Here is a 13584-nt window from a genome sequence, read left to right on the forward strand (position 1 = left end):
TCAGGCGGTCCTCGCTTGTTGCAGGTCGGGGCGGTAGGCGGCGATGTCGGCGTATTGCACGATCTCTAGCACGTTGCCCTCGGGGTCGCGGCAGAAGGCCAGGTAGGTGCCGGGGCGGACCTCCACGCGCTGCGGGCCGGTGAGGAACTCCACTTCGGCGGCCAGCAGCTTGTCGACCACGGCCTGGATGTCCGCCACGATGAAGGTCAGGTAGGTGGCGTTGGCCTTGTCGAGGATGTAGGCGGGCGCGGCCTCGGGCGCCGGCGCCCGGGCCGGCGCGAGCAGCTTGATGCGCTCGCCGTAGGGCGTCTGCAGGCGCACCGCGGTGTAGCCGGCGGCGTGCATGGCGGCCTGCGCGGCCTTGTCGGCGGGCACGGCGACTTCGCTGACGAAGGTCAGGCCCAGCACCTGCTCGTAGAAGCGGCGCATGCGCGGCAGGTCGCGCACGGCGATGCCGACCTCCAGGGGGACGATCATGTTCAGGCTCATCGGGGTTCCTTTGCTGTATCTGGCGTGTTCGATGTATCCGGCGGCGGCGCTCAGGCCGCGCCCTTGTCGCGCATGGCCTGGCGCAGGCCCTCGGCCACTTCCTCGGTGCGGGCGGCGGCGGCGCGCTCCAGCACGCGGGAGATGCTGGGCGCGGCTTCCGCGCCGCTCACGCGCTGCACCGGCTGGTCCAGCCAGTCGAAGAAGCGGCGCTGGATCTCGTCGGCCAGCCAGCCGCCGTAGGAGGTGCCGCGCGCGCCCTGCTCGGCGATCAGCACGTTGTTGGTCTTGCGGATGCTCCGGCCGATGGTGTCCCAATCCAGGCTGGCGCGGTCCAGCCAGCGCAGGTCGATGACCTCGGCGTCGATGCCGGTCTGTTCCACCGCTTCCAGCGTGTGGCCGACCATCGACAGGTAGGTGAGCACGGTGAGTTCGGCGCCGGCACGGCGCACGGCTGCCTTGCCCACCGGCAGGTGGTAGTCGAAGTCCTCGACCGGGCCCACGCCGGTGGCGTTGTACAGGTCGACGTGCTCGATCACCAGCACCGGGTCCTTGCAGGCCAGCGCGGTGTTCATCAGGCCAACGTAGTCGAACGGCGTGGAAGGCGCCACGATGCGCCAGCCCGGGCTGGTGGCGAAGATGCCGGCCGGGTCCATCGAGTGCTGCGAGCCGTAGCCGGTGCCCATCGCCACCTTGGTGCGCAGCACCAGCGGCACGTCGCTCTGGCCGCCGAACATGTGGCGCGCCTTGCCGATCTGGTTGAAGACCTGGTCCGCCGCCACCCACATGAAGTCCGGGTACATGAACTCCACCACCGGCTTGTAGCGGCCGTCCAGCGCCAGCCCGCCACCGAGGCCGACGAAGGCGTTCTCGCTGATCGGCGTGCCCAGCACGCGGTCGGGGAAGCTGTCGCGCAGGCCGCGCGTGGCGCCGTTGGTGCCGCCCTTGAGGCGGTGCACGTCCTCGCCCATCACCACCACCGACGAGTCGGTCTCCATGCGGCGGTGCATGACGTCGGCCACCACGTCGATGAACTTGCGCGGCGCGAGCTTGCCGGCAAAGCCCGCTTCCTCCTCGCAGCGCAGGCCGTCGAGCTCGGACAGGTCGCCACGGATGCCCACGTCGCGGAAATCGGGGCTCGGCCACAGCTCGGGGCGGATGCGGCGCTTGCCGGCCTTGCCGGACGGGTCGGCCTCGGTCAGCGCGGCGGCGGCCTCGCGCATGGCCTGCCTGACGCGCTCGCGCAGCGCGGCGATCTCGTCGGCGCTGATCAGCTTGCGCTCCTGCATGCGGCGCGCCATCAGATCGAGGGGGTCGCGCGCGCGCCATTGCTGCTCTTCTTCCTTGCTGCGGTAGCCGAAGGCGCTGCCCGGGAACGGGCCGTTCTGGTGGAAGAAGCGGTACAGGTCCGCCTCGATCACGGTCGGGCCGCGGCCGGCGCGCATGTGCGCCAGCGCTTCCTGCGTGGCCAGCCAGACCGCCAGCGGGTCCATGCCGTCGACCTTCCAGCTCGGGATGTTGAAGCCCATGCCGCGCGCCGACAGGCGCGGCTCGGCGGTGGATTCTTCCACCGTGGTGGAAACCGCGTAACGGTTGTTCTCGATGAAGAAGCACAGCGGCAGCTTCCACGCCGCGGCCAGGTTCATGGTCTCCAGCACCGAGCCGATGTTGACCGCGCCGTCGCCGAAGTAGGTGATGGCCACCGCGTCGGTGCCGGCATGGCGGTGGGACCACGCCGCGCCGGCCGCCATCGGCACGCCGCCGCCGACGATGGCATTGGTGCCCAGCGCCCCGGCCTCGGCCCACTGCAGGTGCATGGAGCCGCCGCGGCCCTTGCAGTAGCCCTGCGCGAGGCCGAGGATTTCCGCCAGCGTGCGTTGCAGCAGCGTCTGCACGCCGTCCGCCAGCGGCGCGCGCGGGTCGATGCCGCCGGGCGCGAGGTAGCCCAGCGCCTTGGACAGGAACTGGTGGTGGCCGCGGTGCGAGCCGTTGATCTGGTCGGCGCCGGTCAGCGGCACGATGGAGCCCGCGGCACCGCCTTCCTGCCCGATGCTGGAATGCGCCGGGCCGTGGACCAGGCCTTCGGCGGCAAGCTCGAGCACGGCTTCCTCGAAGCCGCGGATCAGGTGCAGGTGGCTCAGCAGCGTGCCGAGCAGGGCCGGGTCCGCGCGGGCCCAGTCTTCGTCGGTGGCTCGCAGTTCCACCCATTCGGCGGCGGGGCGCAGGGCGCTACGTTCAGACATTTGAGAATCCTCGGTTGCCGGTCGTGGCCGGCCATGTTGTGTTCGGTGTCGTGTGCGGGATGGGTTGCGGCTCAGAAGCCGTCCGCGGTCCAGCCGCCGTCGGACACCAGCGCGTGGCCGGTGATGAAGGCGGCCGAGTCCGAGGCCAGGAACAGCGCCACCTCGGCCATCTCGTCGGGCGTGCCGAAGCGCCGCAGCGGCGTGCGCGCGAGCAGCGCGGCGCCGTCGATGGCGCCGCGCGCCAGCAGCGTTTCCATCAGCGCGGTGCTGGTGTAGCCCGGGCAGACCGCGTTGACGCGGATGTTGTACTCGGCCCATTCGGCGGCCAGCGACCTGGTGAGCGAGACCACGCCCGCCTTGGCCGCGCAGTAGGCCAGGCGCCGCGCCGACGAGGCCAGGCCCCACATCGAGGCGGTGCTCAGGATGTTGCCGCCGCCCTGGCGCACCATGCGGCGCGCCGCCGCCTGCGCGCAGTAGAAGACGCCGGACAGGTCGATGTCGATGGCGCGGCGCCAGTCCTCGGGCGTGAGCTCCAGCGCGGGCTTGTTCATCGAGATGCCGGCGTTGTTGAGCAGGATGTCGATGCGGCCGAAGCGCGCCTCGGTGGCCGCGCACGCTTGCTCGACGGCGTCGGGGTCGGTGATGGAGGCGACCACCGTATCGACCTGGGCTTCCGGATACGCCGCCTCCAGCTCGGCGCGGGTGGCGGCCAGCCCGGCCGCGTCCAGGTCCAGCAGCATCAGCCGCGCGCCGTGGCGGGCGAAGCCGTGCGCCATCGCGCGGCCGATGCCGCTGGCGCCGCCGGTGTTGAGCACGGCCTTGCCGGCCAGGCCGGGGTAGGTGGCGCGCGCGAACGGTTGCGCGTTGGGATATCCAGTCGGCAAAGAGGTGCTCATACGGCTAGCCAGTCCTTCAGAAGTTGGGTATTGGAAGTGAGTTGCGCGGGCGTGCCTTCGTAGACGATGCGGCCGTGGCCCATCACGCAGACGCGGCTGGAGACCTTCAGCGCGATGGCGAGCTTCTGCTCCACCAGCACCACCGAGACGCCGCGGCGGTGGATGTCCTGGATGGCTTCGCCGACCACGGCCACGATCCTGGGCGCCAGGCCCTCGGTGGGTTCGTCGATCAGGATCACCAGCGGGTTGCCCAGCAGCGAGCGGCACATGGTCAGCATCTGCTGCTCGCCGCCGGAGAGGCTGCCGGCCTTGGTGTTGCGGCGCTCCTTGAGGCGCGGGAAGTAGTCGAACATCTGCTCGAGCGTCCACTGCGGCGCGCCGTCGGTGGCGCGCTGCTCGCCCATGCGCAGGTTTTCGTCGACGGTCAGGTTGGCGAACACCTCGCGCTCTTCCGGCACGTAGGCGATGCCGCGGCGGCAGATCGCATGGGACTGCGCGCCGGCCAGGTCGCGCCCGCGCAGCCTGACCTGGCCGGCGCTCGGCGGCACCAGGCCCATGATGGCCTTGAGCGTGGTGGAGCGGCCCGAGCCGTTGCGGCCCAGCAGGCTGACCACCTCGCCGTGCCCGACGTGGAAATCCACGCCGTGCAGGATGTGGCTCTTGCCGTAGTGTGCGTGCAGGCCCTGCACCGCGAGCAGCGGGGCGCCGCCCCGCATGGCCTCGATATTGCCGATGCTGCTGCTCATACGCTGACCTCCTCGCCCAGGTAGGCTTCCTTGACGCGGGCGTCGTTGCGGATCTCGTCGGGCGTGCCGGTGGCAACGATCTCGCCGTAGACCAGCACGCTGATGCGGTCGCTGAGCGAGAACACCACGTCCATGTCGTGCTCCACGATCAGCAGCGTGCGGCCGTGCGCGATCTCGCGGATCAGGCCGGCGGTGTAGTCGGTTTCTTCCTGCGACATGCCGGCCATGGGCTCGTCGAGCATGATGACCTTGGGGTCCGAGGCCAGCGTCATGGCGATCTCCAGCGAGCGCTGCTCCGAGTACGACAGCTCCCCCGCGATGGCCTGCGCGCGCGCGGCCAGCCTCGCCTGATCGAGCAGGTTCATGGTTTCCTCGCGCACCGCGCGCAGCTTGTGGGCGAACTTCCACAGCGTGTACTGCAGGCCGTGGCGCCGCATCACCGCCAGCCGCAGGTTCTCGTACACGCTCAGGCCCGCGAAGATGTTGGTGATCTGGAACGAGCGCGCCAGGCCGCGGTGGTTGATCTGCTGCGGCGACAGCCCCTGGATCGGCTCGCCGTTGAGCACGATCTCGCCGTGCGTGAGCGGCAGGCGCCCGGAGATCAGGTGGAACAGCGTGGACTTGCCGGCGCCGTTGGGGCCGATCAGCGCATGCCGCTCGCCGCCGATGAGGTCGAGGTCCACGCCGCGGATGATGTCGATGTCGCCGAAGGACTTGCGCAGTCCGCGCAGGGAAAGGATCGGTTGGGTGTGCATGTGGGTGCTCATGCCGGATTCCTCCGGGCGGTGGTGACGGAGCCGGCGGCTTCGGACCCGGCCTCCGCGGCCGGCGCGGCCTCCTTCAGCCGCAGCCAGCGGCGGTTGGCCAGCCGCGCCGTGGCGACGCCGGCCAGCAGCAGCGCCGCGGGCACCAGCCAGGTCAGCGGCGCGACCGGATTCCAGTCGCGGCCGAACAGCGGGATCGCGGGCCAGCCGCCGCCGCTGCCGTCGAGAGCGGCCATCGAGCGGTAGTCCTGCGAGAAGAAGCGTTGCAGCATCTCCACCGTGAACACCGTGCCGCAGGCCAGCAGCAGCGTGCCGATGAGAAAGGCCAGCGTGACGGGCAGCAGCGCGCGCAGTCCGTAGGTCTTGCCATGGGCGACGAAGGACTGGATCAGTCCGGCCAGGCCGGCGGGCATGAACAGCATCACCAGCACGAAGACGATGCCCTGGTACAGCAGCCACGAACGCGTCAGGTCCGATACCGCGTAGCCGAAGAAGGTCATCACCGCCGCGCCCAGCGCCGGCCCGAGGAAGAGCTTCACGCCGCCGATATAGCTGTTGAGCACCACCGCGGCCGAGGCCGAGGACTCGAACACCACGTAGTTGGCCGCCTCCATGTTGATGGCCTGCAGCGCGCCGGCGATGCCGGCGAACATGGCCGAGACGGCGAACACCAGCACGCCCAGGCGGTGCGTGTCGTAGCCGAGGAAGCGCAGGCGGTTGGCGTTCTCGCGCAGGCCCAGCGTCAGGCGGCCCACCGGCGTGAGCGTGAGCAGGTACAGCAGCGCCAGCGACAGCAGCACCCAGGCCAGCGTCAGGTAGTAGACCTGGTTGCTGTCGCCGAAGCTCAGGCCCCACGCCGGCATGCGCATGGTGGACAGGCCGGCTTCGCCGCCGAACCAGCCCTTCAGGTGCGGCGCCAGCGAATGCAGCAGCTCGGCCAGCGCCAGCGTGATCATGGCGAAGTAGACGCCGGTGCGCTTGGTGGCGAACCAGCCCGCGGCCAGCCCGGCCAGCAGGCCCATGGCGCCGCCGGCCAGCGGCAGCAGCGGGGTGGGCAGCAGGCCGTTGCCGCCGAAGGCGTTCATGGCGTGCACGGTGGCGAAGCTGCCGATGCCGAAGTAGGCCGCGTGGCCGAACGAGAGCATGCCGCCCTGGCCGCTGAGCAGGTTGAAGGCGGCGGCGAACAGCACGGCGATCAGCATCTGGATCGAGGCGTTGACCAGCGACGGCGACAGCACCAGCGGCAGCGCCACCAGCGCGGCGGTGCCGAGCAGCAGCAGGATCTTCCGCGTGGGGGAAGCGTGGGGAACGTGGGTCATGCTTACTCCTTCTCGCCCATCAGCCCGGACGGACGCACCAGCAGAATCAGCAGCATCAGCGCGAACGGGATGGTTCCGGCCAGGCTGGAGAGCTTGAGGGTCAACAGGCCGCCGACGTGCTCGGCCCAGGCACCCGCGCCGAACAGCGCGAGCAGGTCGGCAAGGCTGCGGTCGATGCCCACCGAGAACGACGTGATCAGCCCGATCAGCAGCGACGCCAGCATGGCGCCGCCGAGCGAGCCGAGGCCGCCCACCACCACCACCACGAAGACCATCACGCCAAGCTCCAGCGCCATGTTGGGGTTGGTGGTGTAGAACGCGCCGGCCACCGCGCCGGCCAGGCCGGCCAGCGCCGCGCCGATGCCGAACACGCCCATGAAGACCAGCGGCACGTTGTGGCCGAGCGCTTCGGCCATGCGCGGCTTGTAGATGGCCGAGCGCACCACGATGCCGACCCGCGTGCGCGTGAGCAGCAGGTAGATGACGGCGAACATGGCCAGCGCGACGGCGCCCATGAACACGCGGTAGACAGGGTAGGCCGAGGCGCCCAGCTGGAACGCGGGGAAATCCAGCGCCGCCGGGATGCGGTAGTCCACCGGGAAATTGCCGAAGAACAGCTTGATCAGCTCGGCGATGATGAACGACAGGCCGAAGGTCAGCAGCAGCTCGTGCGCGTGGCCGTGGTGGTGCACGCGGCGCAGGAAGAAGCGCTCCACCGCCACCCCGACCAGGCCGACCAGGACCGGCGAGACCACGATGGCCGGCCAGAAGCCGAGCGTGCCCTGCAGCGTGTAGGCGAAGTAGGCGCCCAGCATGTAGAACGAGGCGTGGGCGAAGTTGAGCACGCCCATCATGCCGAAGATGAGCGTCAGCCCTGCCGACACCATGAACAGCAGCAGGCCGTAGATGGCGCCGTTGAGCAGTGAGACGATGAGGTATTCCATGAAGGCTTTCCTTGGAACGAGCCGGTACGGCGCGCGGCGGCCGGAATCCCGTCGGAGTCCGGCCGGCCGCGCCCGGCCCGGTCCGCTCGGTGGCGGCGGGAACCGGGTCGGACTTGCTGGCGCGGTGCTAGCGGGGTGCTAGCCGAAAGCGGGCGCGTGGCCCGCGCGGCGGATCAGGTGGGGCGCAGCATCTTGCAGCTGGCCTGCGGCGGCGTGGCGGCCTCGGCCGCGGAGAAGGTCTTGACCGGCTTGAAGCCCATGTCGGTGCCGTCTACCTTGAACTTCGCGTCCTTGGAGACTTCCGATACCACCATCGGCAGCAGCACCTGGTGGTCGGCCGCACGCATGCTCATCTCGCCCATCGAGGTCTTGACCCTGGCCGCTTCGAGTGCCTTGGCCAGCGTGCTGGTGTTGAGCTTGCCGCCTTCGGGCCTGACCGTCTTGAGGGCCTCGCCCAGCATTTCCACCGCGAACACGGTCTGCGGCTCGATGTAGGCGGGCATATGGCCCTGCCTGGCCTTGAAGTCGTTGGCGAAGCGCTCGCTGTCGGCGCCGCCCGCCTCGGCATTGAAGGGGTGAGCGACGAAGTGGCCGAGCGCCACGTCGGCGGCGTTGCCGATGTTGCCGGGCTGGTCGAGGAACACCGTGGCGAAGCGCGTCTTCAGCCCGGCGGCCTTGCTGGCCTTCATCAGCAGCAGCAGGTCGTTGGACCAGTTGCCGGTGATGACACTGTCGGCCCTGGCCGCGGAGATCTTGGCCACGTAGGGGGAGAAGTCCTGCACCTTGTTGACGTCGTGCAGGGTTTTCTCGACCACCGTGTAGCCGCCGGGGCCGGCGTAGTCGGTGGTCGCCTTTTCCATGTCGACGCCCCAGGAATAGTTCTGGTCGATCGAGTACACGCGCGTGCCCAGCGCGTGCAGCGGCTTCATGGCGCCGACCAGCGCCTTGACGCGGATCTGCGCGTTGGTGGCGAACTTGAAATGGTAGAAGTGGCACTTCTCGCCGGTCAGCTCCATGGCTTCGCCACCGACGTTCATGAACAGGATTTCCTTGCCGGGATTGCGCAGGTTGTACTTGCGCACGTCCTCGGTGATCTGGCCCGACACCGCCGACGACGAGCCCTGCATGACGATCTGCGCGCCGTCCGCCACCGCGGCCTTGAGCTTGTCGGCCGCGCCGGCCGGGCCGCCCTGGTTGTCGTACTCGACCAGTTGCAGCGGCTCGCCGTTCCAGCCGCCGGTGGCGTTGATCTTGTCGATCGCATAGCGCGCCGCCGCGCGGAACATCAGGCCGGTGGAGGCCTGCGGCCCGGACAGCGTTTCGACCAGCGCGATCTTTACCGGCGCCGCCGATGCCGCGCCGGCCAGCAGGGAAAGTGCCGCGGCTGCGAACAAAGGACGGGTGATACGGCTACCGCTCATGTGTGTCTCCTTACTTTGTTGGGGTCGTCTGGCGCCGCTGATACGGGCTCGCCATGGCGGTCTGACCTGTGTATAAAGTGGTCTGACAGGTTTACTATAGGGAGATGTGCGGAAGCCGTCAACGACGAAGTGCGCGGTGCGAGGGTTTCTACCAAGAGCGCCGCGGGCGCGTGACTCAAGAAAACGGCATCCTCGCCGTTTCCCTATACGTGGATTGAATCTGCGGGAGATCAAAGGAAACATTGCATGTGCCGTATCCGGGCATTCCGCACGTTTCACCCCGCTCAAGACGTGCTACATTGACCTGTAAGGCCAATTCAAGAATCCAAGCATCACGCGCAGCCGCGGGGCGGCCGACGCCAGGGAGCAAGCAGTGAACAAGACCATGACCGGTGCCTCGCCACCGTTGATCCAGCGCCCGGAGGGAACCATGTTCCATCCGGAGCCCAAGCATCTGCCCGACGAAATCGCCAGGCGCCTGATCCATGCGATCCAGTCGGGCGAGTTCGCCGTGGGCGACCGCCTGCCCAGCGAGCGCGTGCTGTGCGAGCAGTTTTCCGTGAGCCGCGCGGTGGTGCGCGAAGCGCTCTCGCAGCTAAAGTCAGAAGGCCTGGTCGCGCCCAAGGCCGGCAGCGGCGTGTTCGTGACCGAGCGCAGCCAGCGCCAGGCGTTCCGCATGCAGGACGTGGCCATCGACGAGAAAGACTCGCTGGCGATGGTGATGGAACTGCTGGTGACCATCGAAGTGGCCGCCACCAAGTTCGCGGCCATGCGCCGCACGCCGGAGGACCTCAAGCGGATCCGGCGCGCGCTGATCGGCATGGAGTACGAGATCGCCAACGACCGGCTGGGCGACGAGGAGGATTTCGCCTTCCACCAGGCCATCGTCGAGGCCACCCACAACCCGCATTTCCAGGCGCTCAGCGAGCATCTCGAACACGGCGCGCGGCGCGTGATCCGGCAGGCCAGGAGCAATACCAAGAGCCACCACGCCAATCTCGTCGAGGCGGTGCAGGACGAGCACAAGGCGATCTACGAGGCGATCGTGGCGGGCGATGCGGAGCGCGCGGCGGAGGCGGCGGAGACGCATCTGCGGAATGCGGCTAAGAGGTTGAATATGTATTTGAAGGGGTGAGGGGGTTCCAGGTTGAAGGCTTTAACTTCAAAGTCAAAGTCAACTTCAAAGTCAAAGGCTTTCGCTCCCCCGGAGCGACCTACTTTCTTTTTTCCGAAAAGAAAGTAGGCAAAGAAAGCGGACTGCCTGGCCGGCAGGGGCAGAAACGTTGGGGTTTCTGGTTGTTGGTGGTTTCGTGGTGGGGCCTGTGGTTCTGCTGGCATCCTGCCGTTACCGGTGCGGGCGTCCGCGATCTTGCTGGTGGTATTGGTTTCGGGGCCAGACCTATGATGGCGGGTGCACTGCTTGTCCGGCCATCTGCCGTTACCGGTTTTGGCGGCCACGGCGTAGCGCCTTTGTGGTTTCGTGGTGGGCGTGGTGGACCGGGGCGCGGGTGCGCGGGTGCGCGGGTGCGCGGGTACGGGCGTACGGGCGTACGGGCGTACGGGTGTTTTGGGGACATCGTGCTTGTCCCGGGTGCCTGCTGTTCTGGCTTCTTCTCTCTTTTCTCTCTTCCTATTCCAGCCCCGCCAGCGCTGGCTGGACGCGCTGGCTCAGGCGTTCGCCGCCGGGCAGTTGCACCGTGACCTCGATGCCGGCGACTGGGCTGCGGCAGTCGGCGTGGCTGGTGCCGGAGAGCGACAGGCTGGTGCCGCGCGGGCAGACGGAGATGGCGTGTGCTTCGCCTTCGGGGTCGACGGTGACGGCGCCGTAGCCGGCCCGCATCGCGATGCCGGAGGCCGGGCGCCAGGACCATGCCGCGGGGGGCAGGGTGTCGGTGATGTCGGTGCCATCTTCGCGCAGCAGGGCGGCGGTGACGGTCAGGCGCGGGGTGCCGGGCGTCAGCGGCACGTCGCTGTAGCGCAGGTGCAGGCGCGGGGCGCTGTGGCGAGCCAGTGCGGCGCGACTGTCCGGCGCCGGCGCCGTGGTGAGCGCTGCCTTACCCTGCATGTCTTGCCAGCCTTGGCGCAGCGCATGCAGGCTGGCCTGGACGAGCGCGGCGGCCAGGTGCCATCCCCTTAGGCCGGCGCCCTGGCCCGGCACCAGCGCTGAGTGCAGCGGCATGATTCCCCCGTATCTTTTTTATGTAAACACTGTACAAACCGGCCGGCGGCCGCGCATCACCCATTCATGGGATAAATGGGGGGTTTTTTGCGCGCCGCAGCAGTATCGGCGCCGTGCGCCGCCAGCTTGCCCACGCGAGCGATCACTTCGGCCAGTAGCGCGGAGCGGTCGTCGGTGCGGTAGCTCATCATCACCGGCGAGGTGAACCCGGGCGCGTTGATGGGCATATAGGCCACGTCGTCGCGGTGCAGCCGCTGCACCGATGCCGGCACCAGGCAGATGCCCAGCCCGGCGGCCACCAGCCCGATGGCGGTCTGCAGCTCGTTGGCTTCCTGCGCCACGCGCAGTTGCAGGCCGCGCGTGCGGAACAGCGCCAGCACGTGGTCGGCGTAGCTGGGCCGCGGCCGCGCCGGGTAGAGCACGAACGGGTGGGCGGCGAGCTGGTCGGGTGTCATGGGCGGGCGGTCCAGCGCGGGGTGGCCGCCGGGCACCGCCACCATCAGCGGCTCGGCCATCACCACGGTGCGGGTGATGGCGGGGTCGTCCAGCACGATGCGGCCGAAGCCGATGTCGATGCGGCCGGCCTTGAGCGCTTCGAGCTGCTGCACCGTGGTGAGTTCGGACAGGCCTACCTCCAGCGCCGCGTCGGAGCCGCGCACCAGCCGGATCAGCTCGGGCAGGAAGCCGTACAGCACCGACGGCACGAAGCCGATGCCGAACCAGCGCTTCTCGTTGCGGCCGATGCGCCGCGTGCCCTCCACGATTTCGTCGATGCGCTGGCCGAGCTGCAGCGACTGCTCCAGCAGGAAGCGGCCCGCTTCCGTGAGCCGCACCGCGCGCGAGGAGCGGTCCAGCAGCACCGTGCCGATCTCGTCTTCGAGCTGGCGGATCTGGCGCGACAGCGGCGGCTGGGCGATATGCAGGCGCTCGGCGGCACGGGTGAAGTTGAGCTCTTCCGCGACGGCCTGGAAATAGCGCAGGTGGCGAAGCTCCACGGCGCCTCCTTCTATACTTTAAAGGTATGGATCGGGACATACTCGGTCTTGGACACCCCCGCTGTCAAGCTGGATACTGCACGCAGCGAATCCGGGCTATTCCACACCCGCGGGCCCGGCAGACATCAAGGTAGTCACTCAAGCATGAAAGCCACCGTCACCTCCGTCGAAGCCATCCTGGTCGACCTGCCCACCATCCGGGCCCACCAGCTGGCCATGACCACCATGCAGCGCCAGACCCTGGTGATCGTGCGGCTGCGCTGCAGCGACGGCATCGAAGGCATCGGCGAAGCCACCACCATCGGCGGCCTGAGCTACGGCGACGAAAGCCCCGAAGGCATCAAGCTGACCATCGACACTTACCTGGCGCCCGCGCTGGCCGGGCTCGACGCGAGCAACGTCCACGCCGCCATGCAGCGCCTGGGCTCGGTGGCGCGCGGCAACCGCTTCGCCAAGTCGGCGCTGGAGTCGGCGCTGCTCGACGCGCAGGGCAAGCGCCTGGGCCTGCCGCTGTCGGCGCTGCTGGGCGGCGCGGTCCGTCCCAACCTGGCCTGCCTGTGGACCCTGGCCAGCGGCGACACCGGCCGGGATATCGAAGAGGCCGAATCGCTGCTGGCCGCGCGCCGCCACAATACCTTCAAGCTCAAGATCGGACGCCGCCCGGTGCGTGACGACGTGGCGCACGTCTCGGCCATCAAGCGCGCGCTGGGCGACCGCGCGCGCGTGACGGTGGACGTCAACCAGGCCTGGAACGAGGCCGAGGCGGCCACCGGCATCGCCATGCTGGAAGCCGCCGGCATCGACCTGGTGGAGCAGCCGGTGCCGCGCGAGCAGCGCGGCGCGCTGGCGCGCCTGGCGGCCCGCTTCGTGGTGCCGGTGATGGCCGACGAGGCCGTGTGCGGCCCCGAGGACGCCATGGACCTGGCGCGCCAGGCCGCGGCCGACGTGTTCGCGCTGAAGATCTCCAAGTCCGGCGGCATCTACGAGATGCTGCGCACCGCCGCGGTGGGCGACGCCGCCGGCATCGCGCTGTATGGCGGCACCATGCTCGAAGGCAGCGTGGGCACCATCGCCGCCGCGCACGGCTTCTGCACGCTGCCGCGGCTGGCCTGGGGCACGGAGCTGTTCGGCCCGCTGCTGCTCAAGGACGACATCGTGACCGCGCGCCCGGAATACCGCGATTTCGCGCTGCACCTGCCGGCGGGCCCGGGCCTGGGCCTGACGCTGGACGAGGACAAGCTGGCACACTACCGCCGCGCCTGAGCGCGCCGCGCGGCCCATCGGTACAACGAGGACGACAACATGCTTTTCCTGGTGAGAATGGACGTGAAGCTGCCGGCCGACATGCCCGCCGCGCTGGCGGACGAGATCAAGGCGCGCGAGAAGGCCTATTCGCAGGACCTGCAGCGGCAGGGCAAGTGGCCGCATCTCTGGCGCGTGGTGGGCGAGTACGCCAACTACAGCGTGTTCGATGCCGAAAGCAACGACGCGCTGCACGCCATGCTGTCCGGCCTGCCGCTGTTCCCGTACATGGCGATCCATGTCACGCCGCTGGCGCAACATCCGTCGTCGATCAGGTAGCGCCGCCGCG

13 protein-coding genes are annotated in these 13584 nt (G+C 69.1%); 3 read left to right on the forward strand and 10 right to left on the reverse strand.

Annotated elements, in window-relative coordinates; genetic code table 11:
• The 8 genes from ACKI2N_RS20920 to ACKI2N_RS20955 all read right to left on the reverse strand — a co-directional run bounded on the left by ACKI2N_RS20920 (window position 1) and on the right by ACKI2N_RS20955 (window position 8819).
• The gene (locus tag ACKI2N_RS20920; RefSeq protein WP_420994874.1) at window positions 1-489 is read right to left on the reverse strand and encodes a VOC family protein; all 489 of its coding nucleotides are present in this window, start codon (window positions 487-489) and stop codon (window positions 1-3) included.
• Window positions 490-539: 50 nt separating this feature from the next.
• Window positions 540-2729, reverse strand: coding sequence for an alpha-ketoacid dehydrogenase subunit alpha/beta (locus tag ACKI2N_RS20925; RefSeq protein ID WP_420994872.1), 2190 nt, complete (start codon window positions 2727-2729; stop codon window positions 540-542).
• 71 nt (window positions 2730-2800) lie between these two features.
• Window positions 2801-3625: an SDR family NAD(P)-dependent oxidoreductase gene (locus ACKI2N_RS20930; protein ID WP_420994870.1), complete on the reverse strand. Its 825-nt coding sequence runs from the start codon at window positions 3623-3625 to the stop codon at window positions 2801-2803.
• The gene (locus ACKI2N_RS20935; protein ID WP_420994935.1) at window positions 3622-4341 is read right to left on the reverse strand and encodes an ABC transporter ATP-binding protein; all 720 of its coding nucleotides are present in this window, start codon (window positions 4339-4341) and stop codon (window positions 3622-3624) included. The genes ACKI2N_RS20930 and ACKI2N_RS20935 overlap by 4 nt, the downstream gene beginning before the upstream one ends.
• Window positions 4342-4367: 26 nt before the next feature.
• Entirely contained in the window at window positions 4368-5138 is a 771-nt protein-coding gene (locus ACKI2N_RS20940) for an ABC transporter ATP-binding protein (RefSeq protein WP_420994868.1), read from the reverse strand.
• Window positions 5135-6454, reverse strand: coding sequence for a branched-chain amino acid ABC transporter permease (locus ACKI2N_RS20945; RefSeq protein ID WP_420994866.1), 1320 nt, complete (start codon window positions 6452-6454; stop codon window positions 5135-5137). Before ACKI2N_RS20945 ends, ACKI2N_RS20940 begins: the two co-directional genes overlap by 4 nt.
• Before the next feature lie 2 nt (window positions 6455-6456).
• The gene (locus ACKI2N_RS20950) at window positions 6457-7398 is read right to left on the reverse strand and encodes a branched-chain amino acid ABC transporter permease (protein WP_420994864.1); all 942 of its coding nucleotides are present in this window, start codon (window positions 7396-7398) and stop codon (window positions 6457-6459) included.
• Between the two features lie 173 nt (window positions 7399-7571).
• Entirely contained in the window at window positions 7572-8819 is a 1248-nt protein-coding gene (locus ACKI2N_RS20955; protein WP_420994861.1) for a branched-chain amino acid ABC transporter substrate-binding protein, read from the reverse strand.
• A 430-nt stretch (window positions 8820-9249) separates the two neighbouring features.
• Between ACKI2N_RS20955 and ACKI2N_RS20960 the strand changes: the two genes are divergently transcribed.
• Entirely contained in the window at window positions 9250-9954 is a 705-nt protein-coding gene (locus ACKI2N_RS20960; protein ID WP_420994859.1) for a FadR/GntR family transcriptional regulator, read from the forward strand.
• 495 nt (window positions 9955-10449) lie between these two features.
• Here ACKI2N_RS20960 and ACKI2N_RS20965 read toward each other — a convergent pair whose 3' ends face one another.
• On the reverse strand, window positions 10450-10998 hold the full coding sequence (locus tag ACKI2N_RS20965; RefSeq protein ID WP_420994856.1) for a hypothetical protein: 549 nt from the start codon (window positions 10996-10998) through the stop codon (window positions 10450-10452).
• A gap of 56 nt (window positions 10999-11054) precedes the next feature.
• Window positions 11055-11993, reverse strand: coding sequence for a LysR family transcriptional regulator (locus ACKI2N_RS20970; RefSeq protein ID WP_420994854.1), 939 nt, complete (start codon window positions 11991-11993; stop codon window positions 11055-11057).
• Window positions 11994-12137: 144 nt separating this feature from the next.
• Here ACKI2N_RS20970 and ACKI2N_RS20975 point away from each other — a divergent pair, with 144 nt between their 5' ends.
• Window positions 12138-13256 carry a muconate/chloromuconate family cycloisomerase gene (locus tag ACKI2N_RS20975; RefSeq protein ID WP_420994852.1) on the forward strand — a complete coding sequence of 373 codons (1119 nt, stop codon included), beginning with the start codon at window positions 12138-12140 and terminating at the stop codon, window positions 13254-13256.
• A 39-nt stretch (window positions 13257-13295) separates the two neighbouring features.
• Window positions 13296-13574 carry a muconolactone Delta-isomerase gene (gene catC, locus ACKI2N_RS20980; protein ID WP_420994849.1) on the forward strand — a complete coding sequence of 93 codons (279 nt, stop codon included), beginning with the start codon at window positions 13296-13298 and terminating at the stop codon, window positions 13572-13574.
• The last annotated feature ends 10 nt before the right edge of the window (window positions 13575-13584 follow it).

Origin of the sequence: Cupriavidus sp. 30B13 (genome assembly GCF_049059565.2) — a bacterium.
In the GTDB taxonomy this organism is placed as follows: Bacteria; Pseudomonadota; Gammaproteobacteria; order Burkholderiales; family Burkholderiaceae; genus Cupriavidus.

Excerpts from the sequence above, each read along its gene's own strand:
- ACKI2N_RS20920 (WP_420994874.1), bottom strand. The coding sequence starts at position 489 with ATGAGCCTGAACATGATCGTCCCCCTGGAGGTCGGCATCGCCGTGCGC.
- ACKI2N_RS20925 (WP_420994872.1), bottom strand. The coding sequence starts at position 2,729 with ATGTCTGAACGTAGCGCCCTGCGCCCCGCCGCCGAATGGGTGGAACTG.
- ACKI2N_RS20930 (WP_420994870.1), bottom strand. The coding sequence starts at position 3,625 with ATGAGCACCTCTTTGCCGACTGGATATCCCAACGCGCAACCGTTCGCG.
- ACKI2N_RS20935 (WP_420994935.1), bottom strand. The coding sequence starts at position 4,341 with ATGCGGGGCGGCGCCCCGCTGCTCGCGGTGCAGGGCCTGCACGCACAC.
- ACKI2N_RS20940 (WP_420994868.1), bottom strand. The coding sequence starts at position 5,138 with ATGAGCACCCACATGCACACCCAACCGATCCTTTCCCTGCGCGGACTG.
- ACKI2N_RS20945 (WP_420994866.1), bottom strand. The coding sequence starts at position 6,454 with ATGACCCACGTTCCCCACGCTTCCCCCACGCGGAAGATCCTGCTGCTG.
- ACKI2N_RS20950 (WP_420994864.1), bottom strand. The coding sequence starts at position 7,398 with ATGGAATACCTCATCGTCTCACTGCTCAACGGCGCCATCTACGGCCTG.
- ACKI2N_RS20955 (WP_420994861.1), bottom strand. The coding sequence starts at position 8,819 with ATGAGCGGTAGCCGTATCACCCGTCCTTTGTTCGCAGCCGCGGCACTT.
- ACKI2N_RS20960 (WP_420994859.1), top strand. The coding sequence starts at position 9,250 with ATGTTCCATCCGGAGCCCAAGCATCTGCCCGACGAAATCGCCAGGCGC.
- ACKI2N_RS20965 (WP_420994856.1), bottom strand. The coding sequence starts at position 10,998 with ATGCCGCTGCACTCAGCGCTGGTGCCGGGCCAGGGCGCCGGCCTAAGG.
- ACKI2N_RS20975 (WP_420994852.1), top strand. The coding sequence starts at position 12,138 with ATGAAAGCCACCGTCACCTCCGTCGAAGCCATCCTGGTCGACCTGCCC.
- catC (WP_420994849.1), top strand. The coding sequence starts at position 13,296 with ATGCTTTTCCTGGTGAGAATGGACGTGAAGCTGCCGGCCGACATGCCC.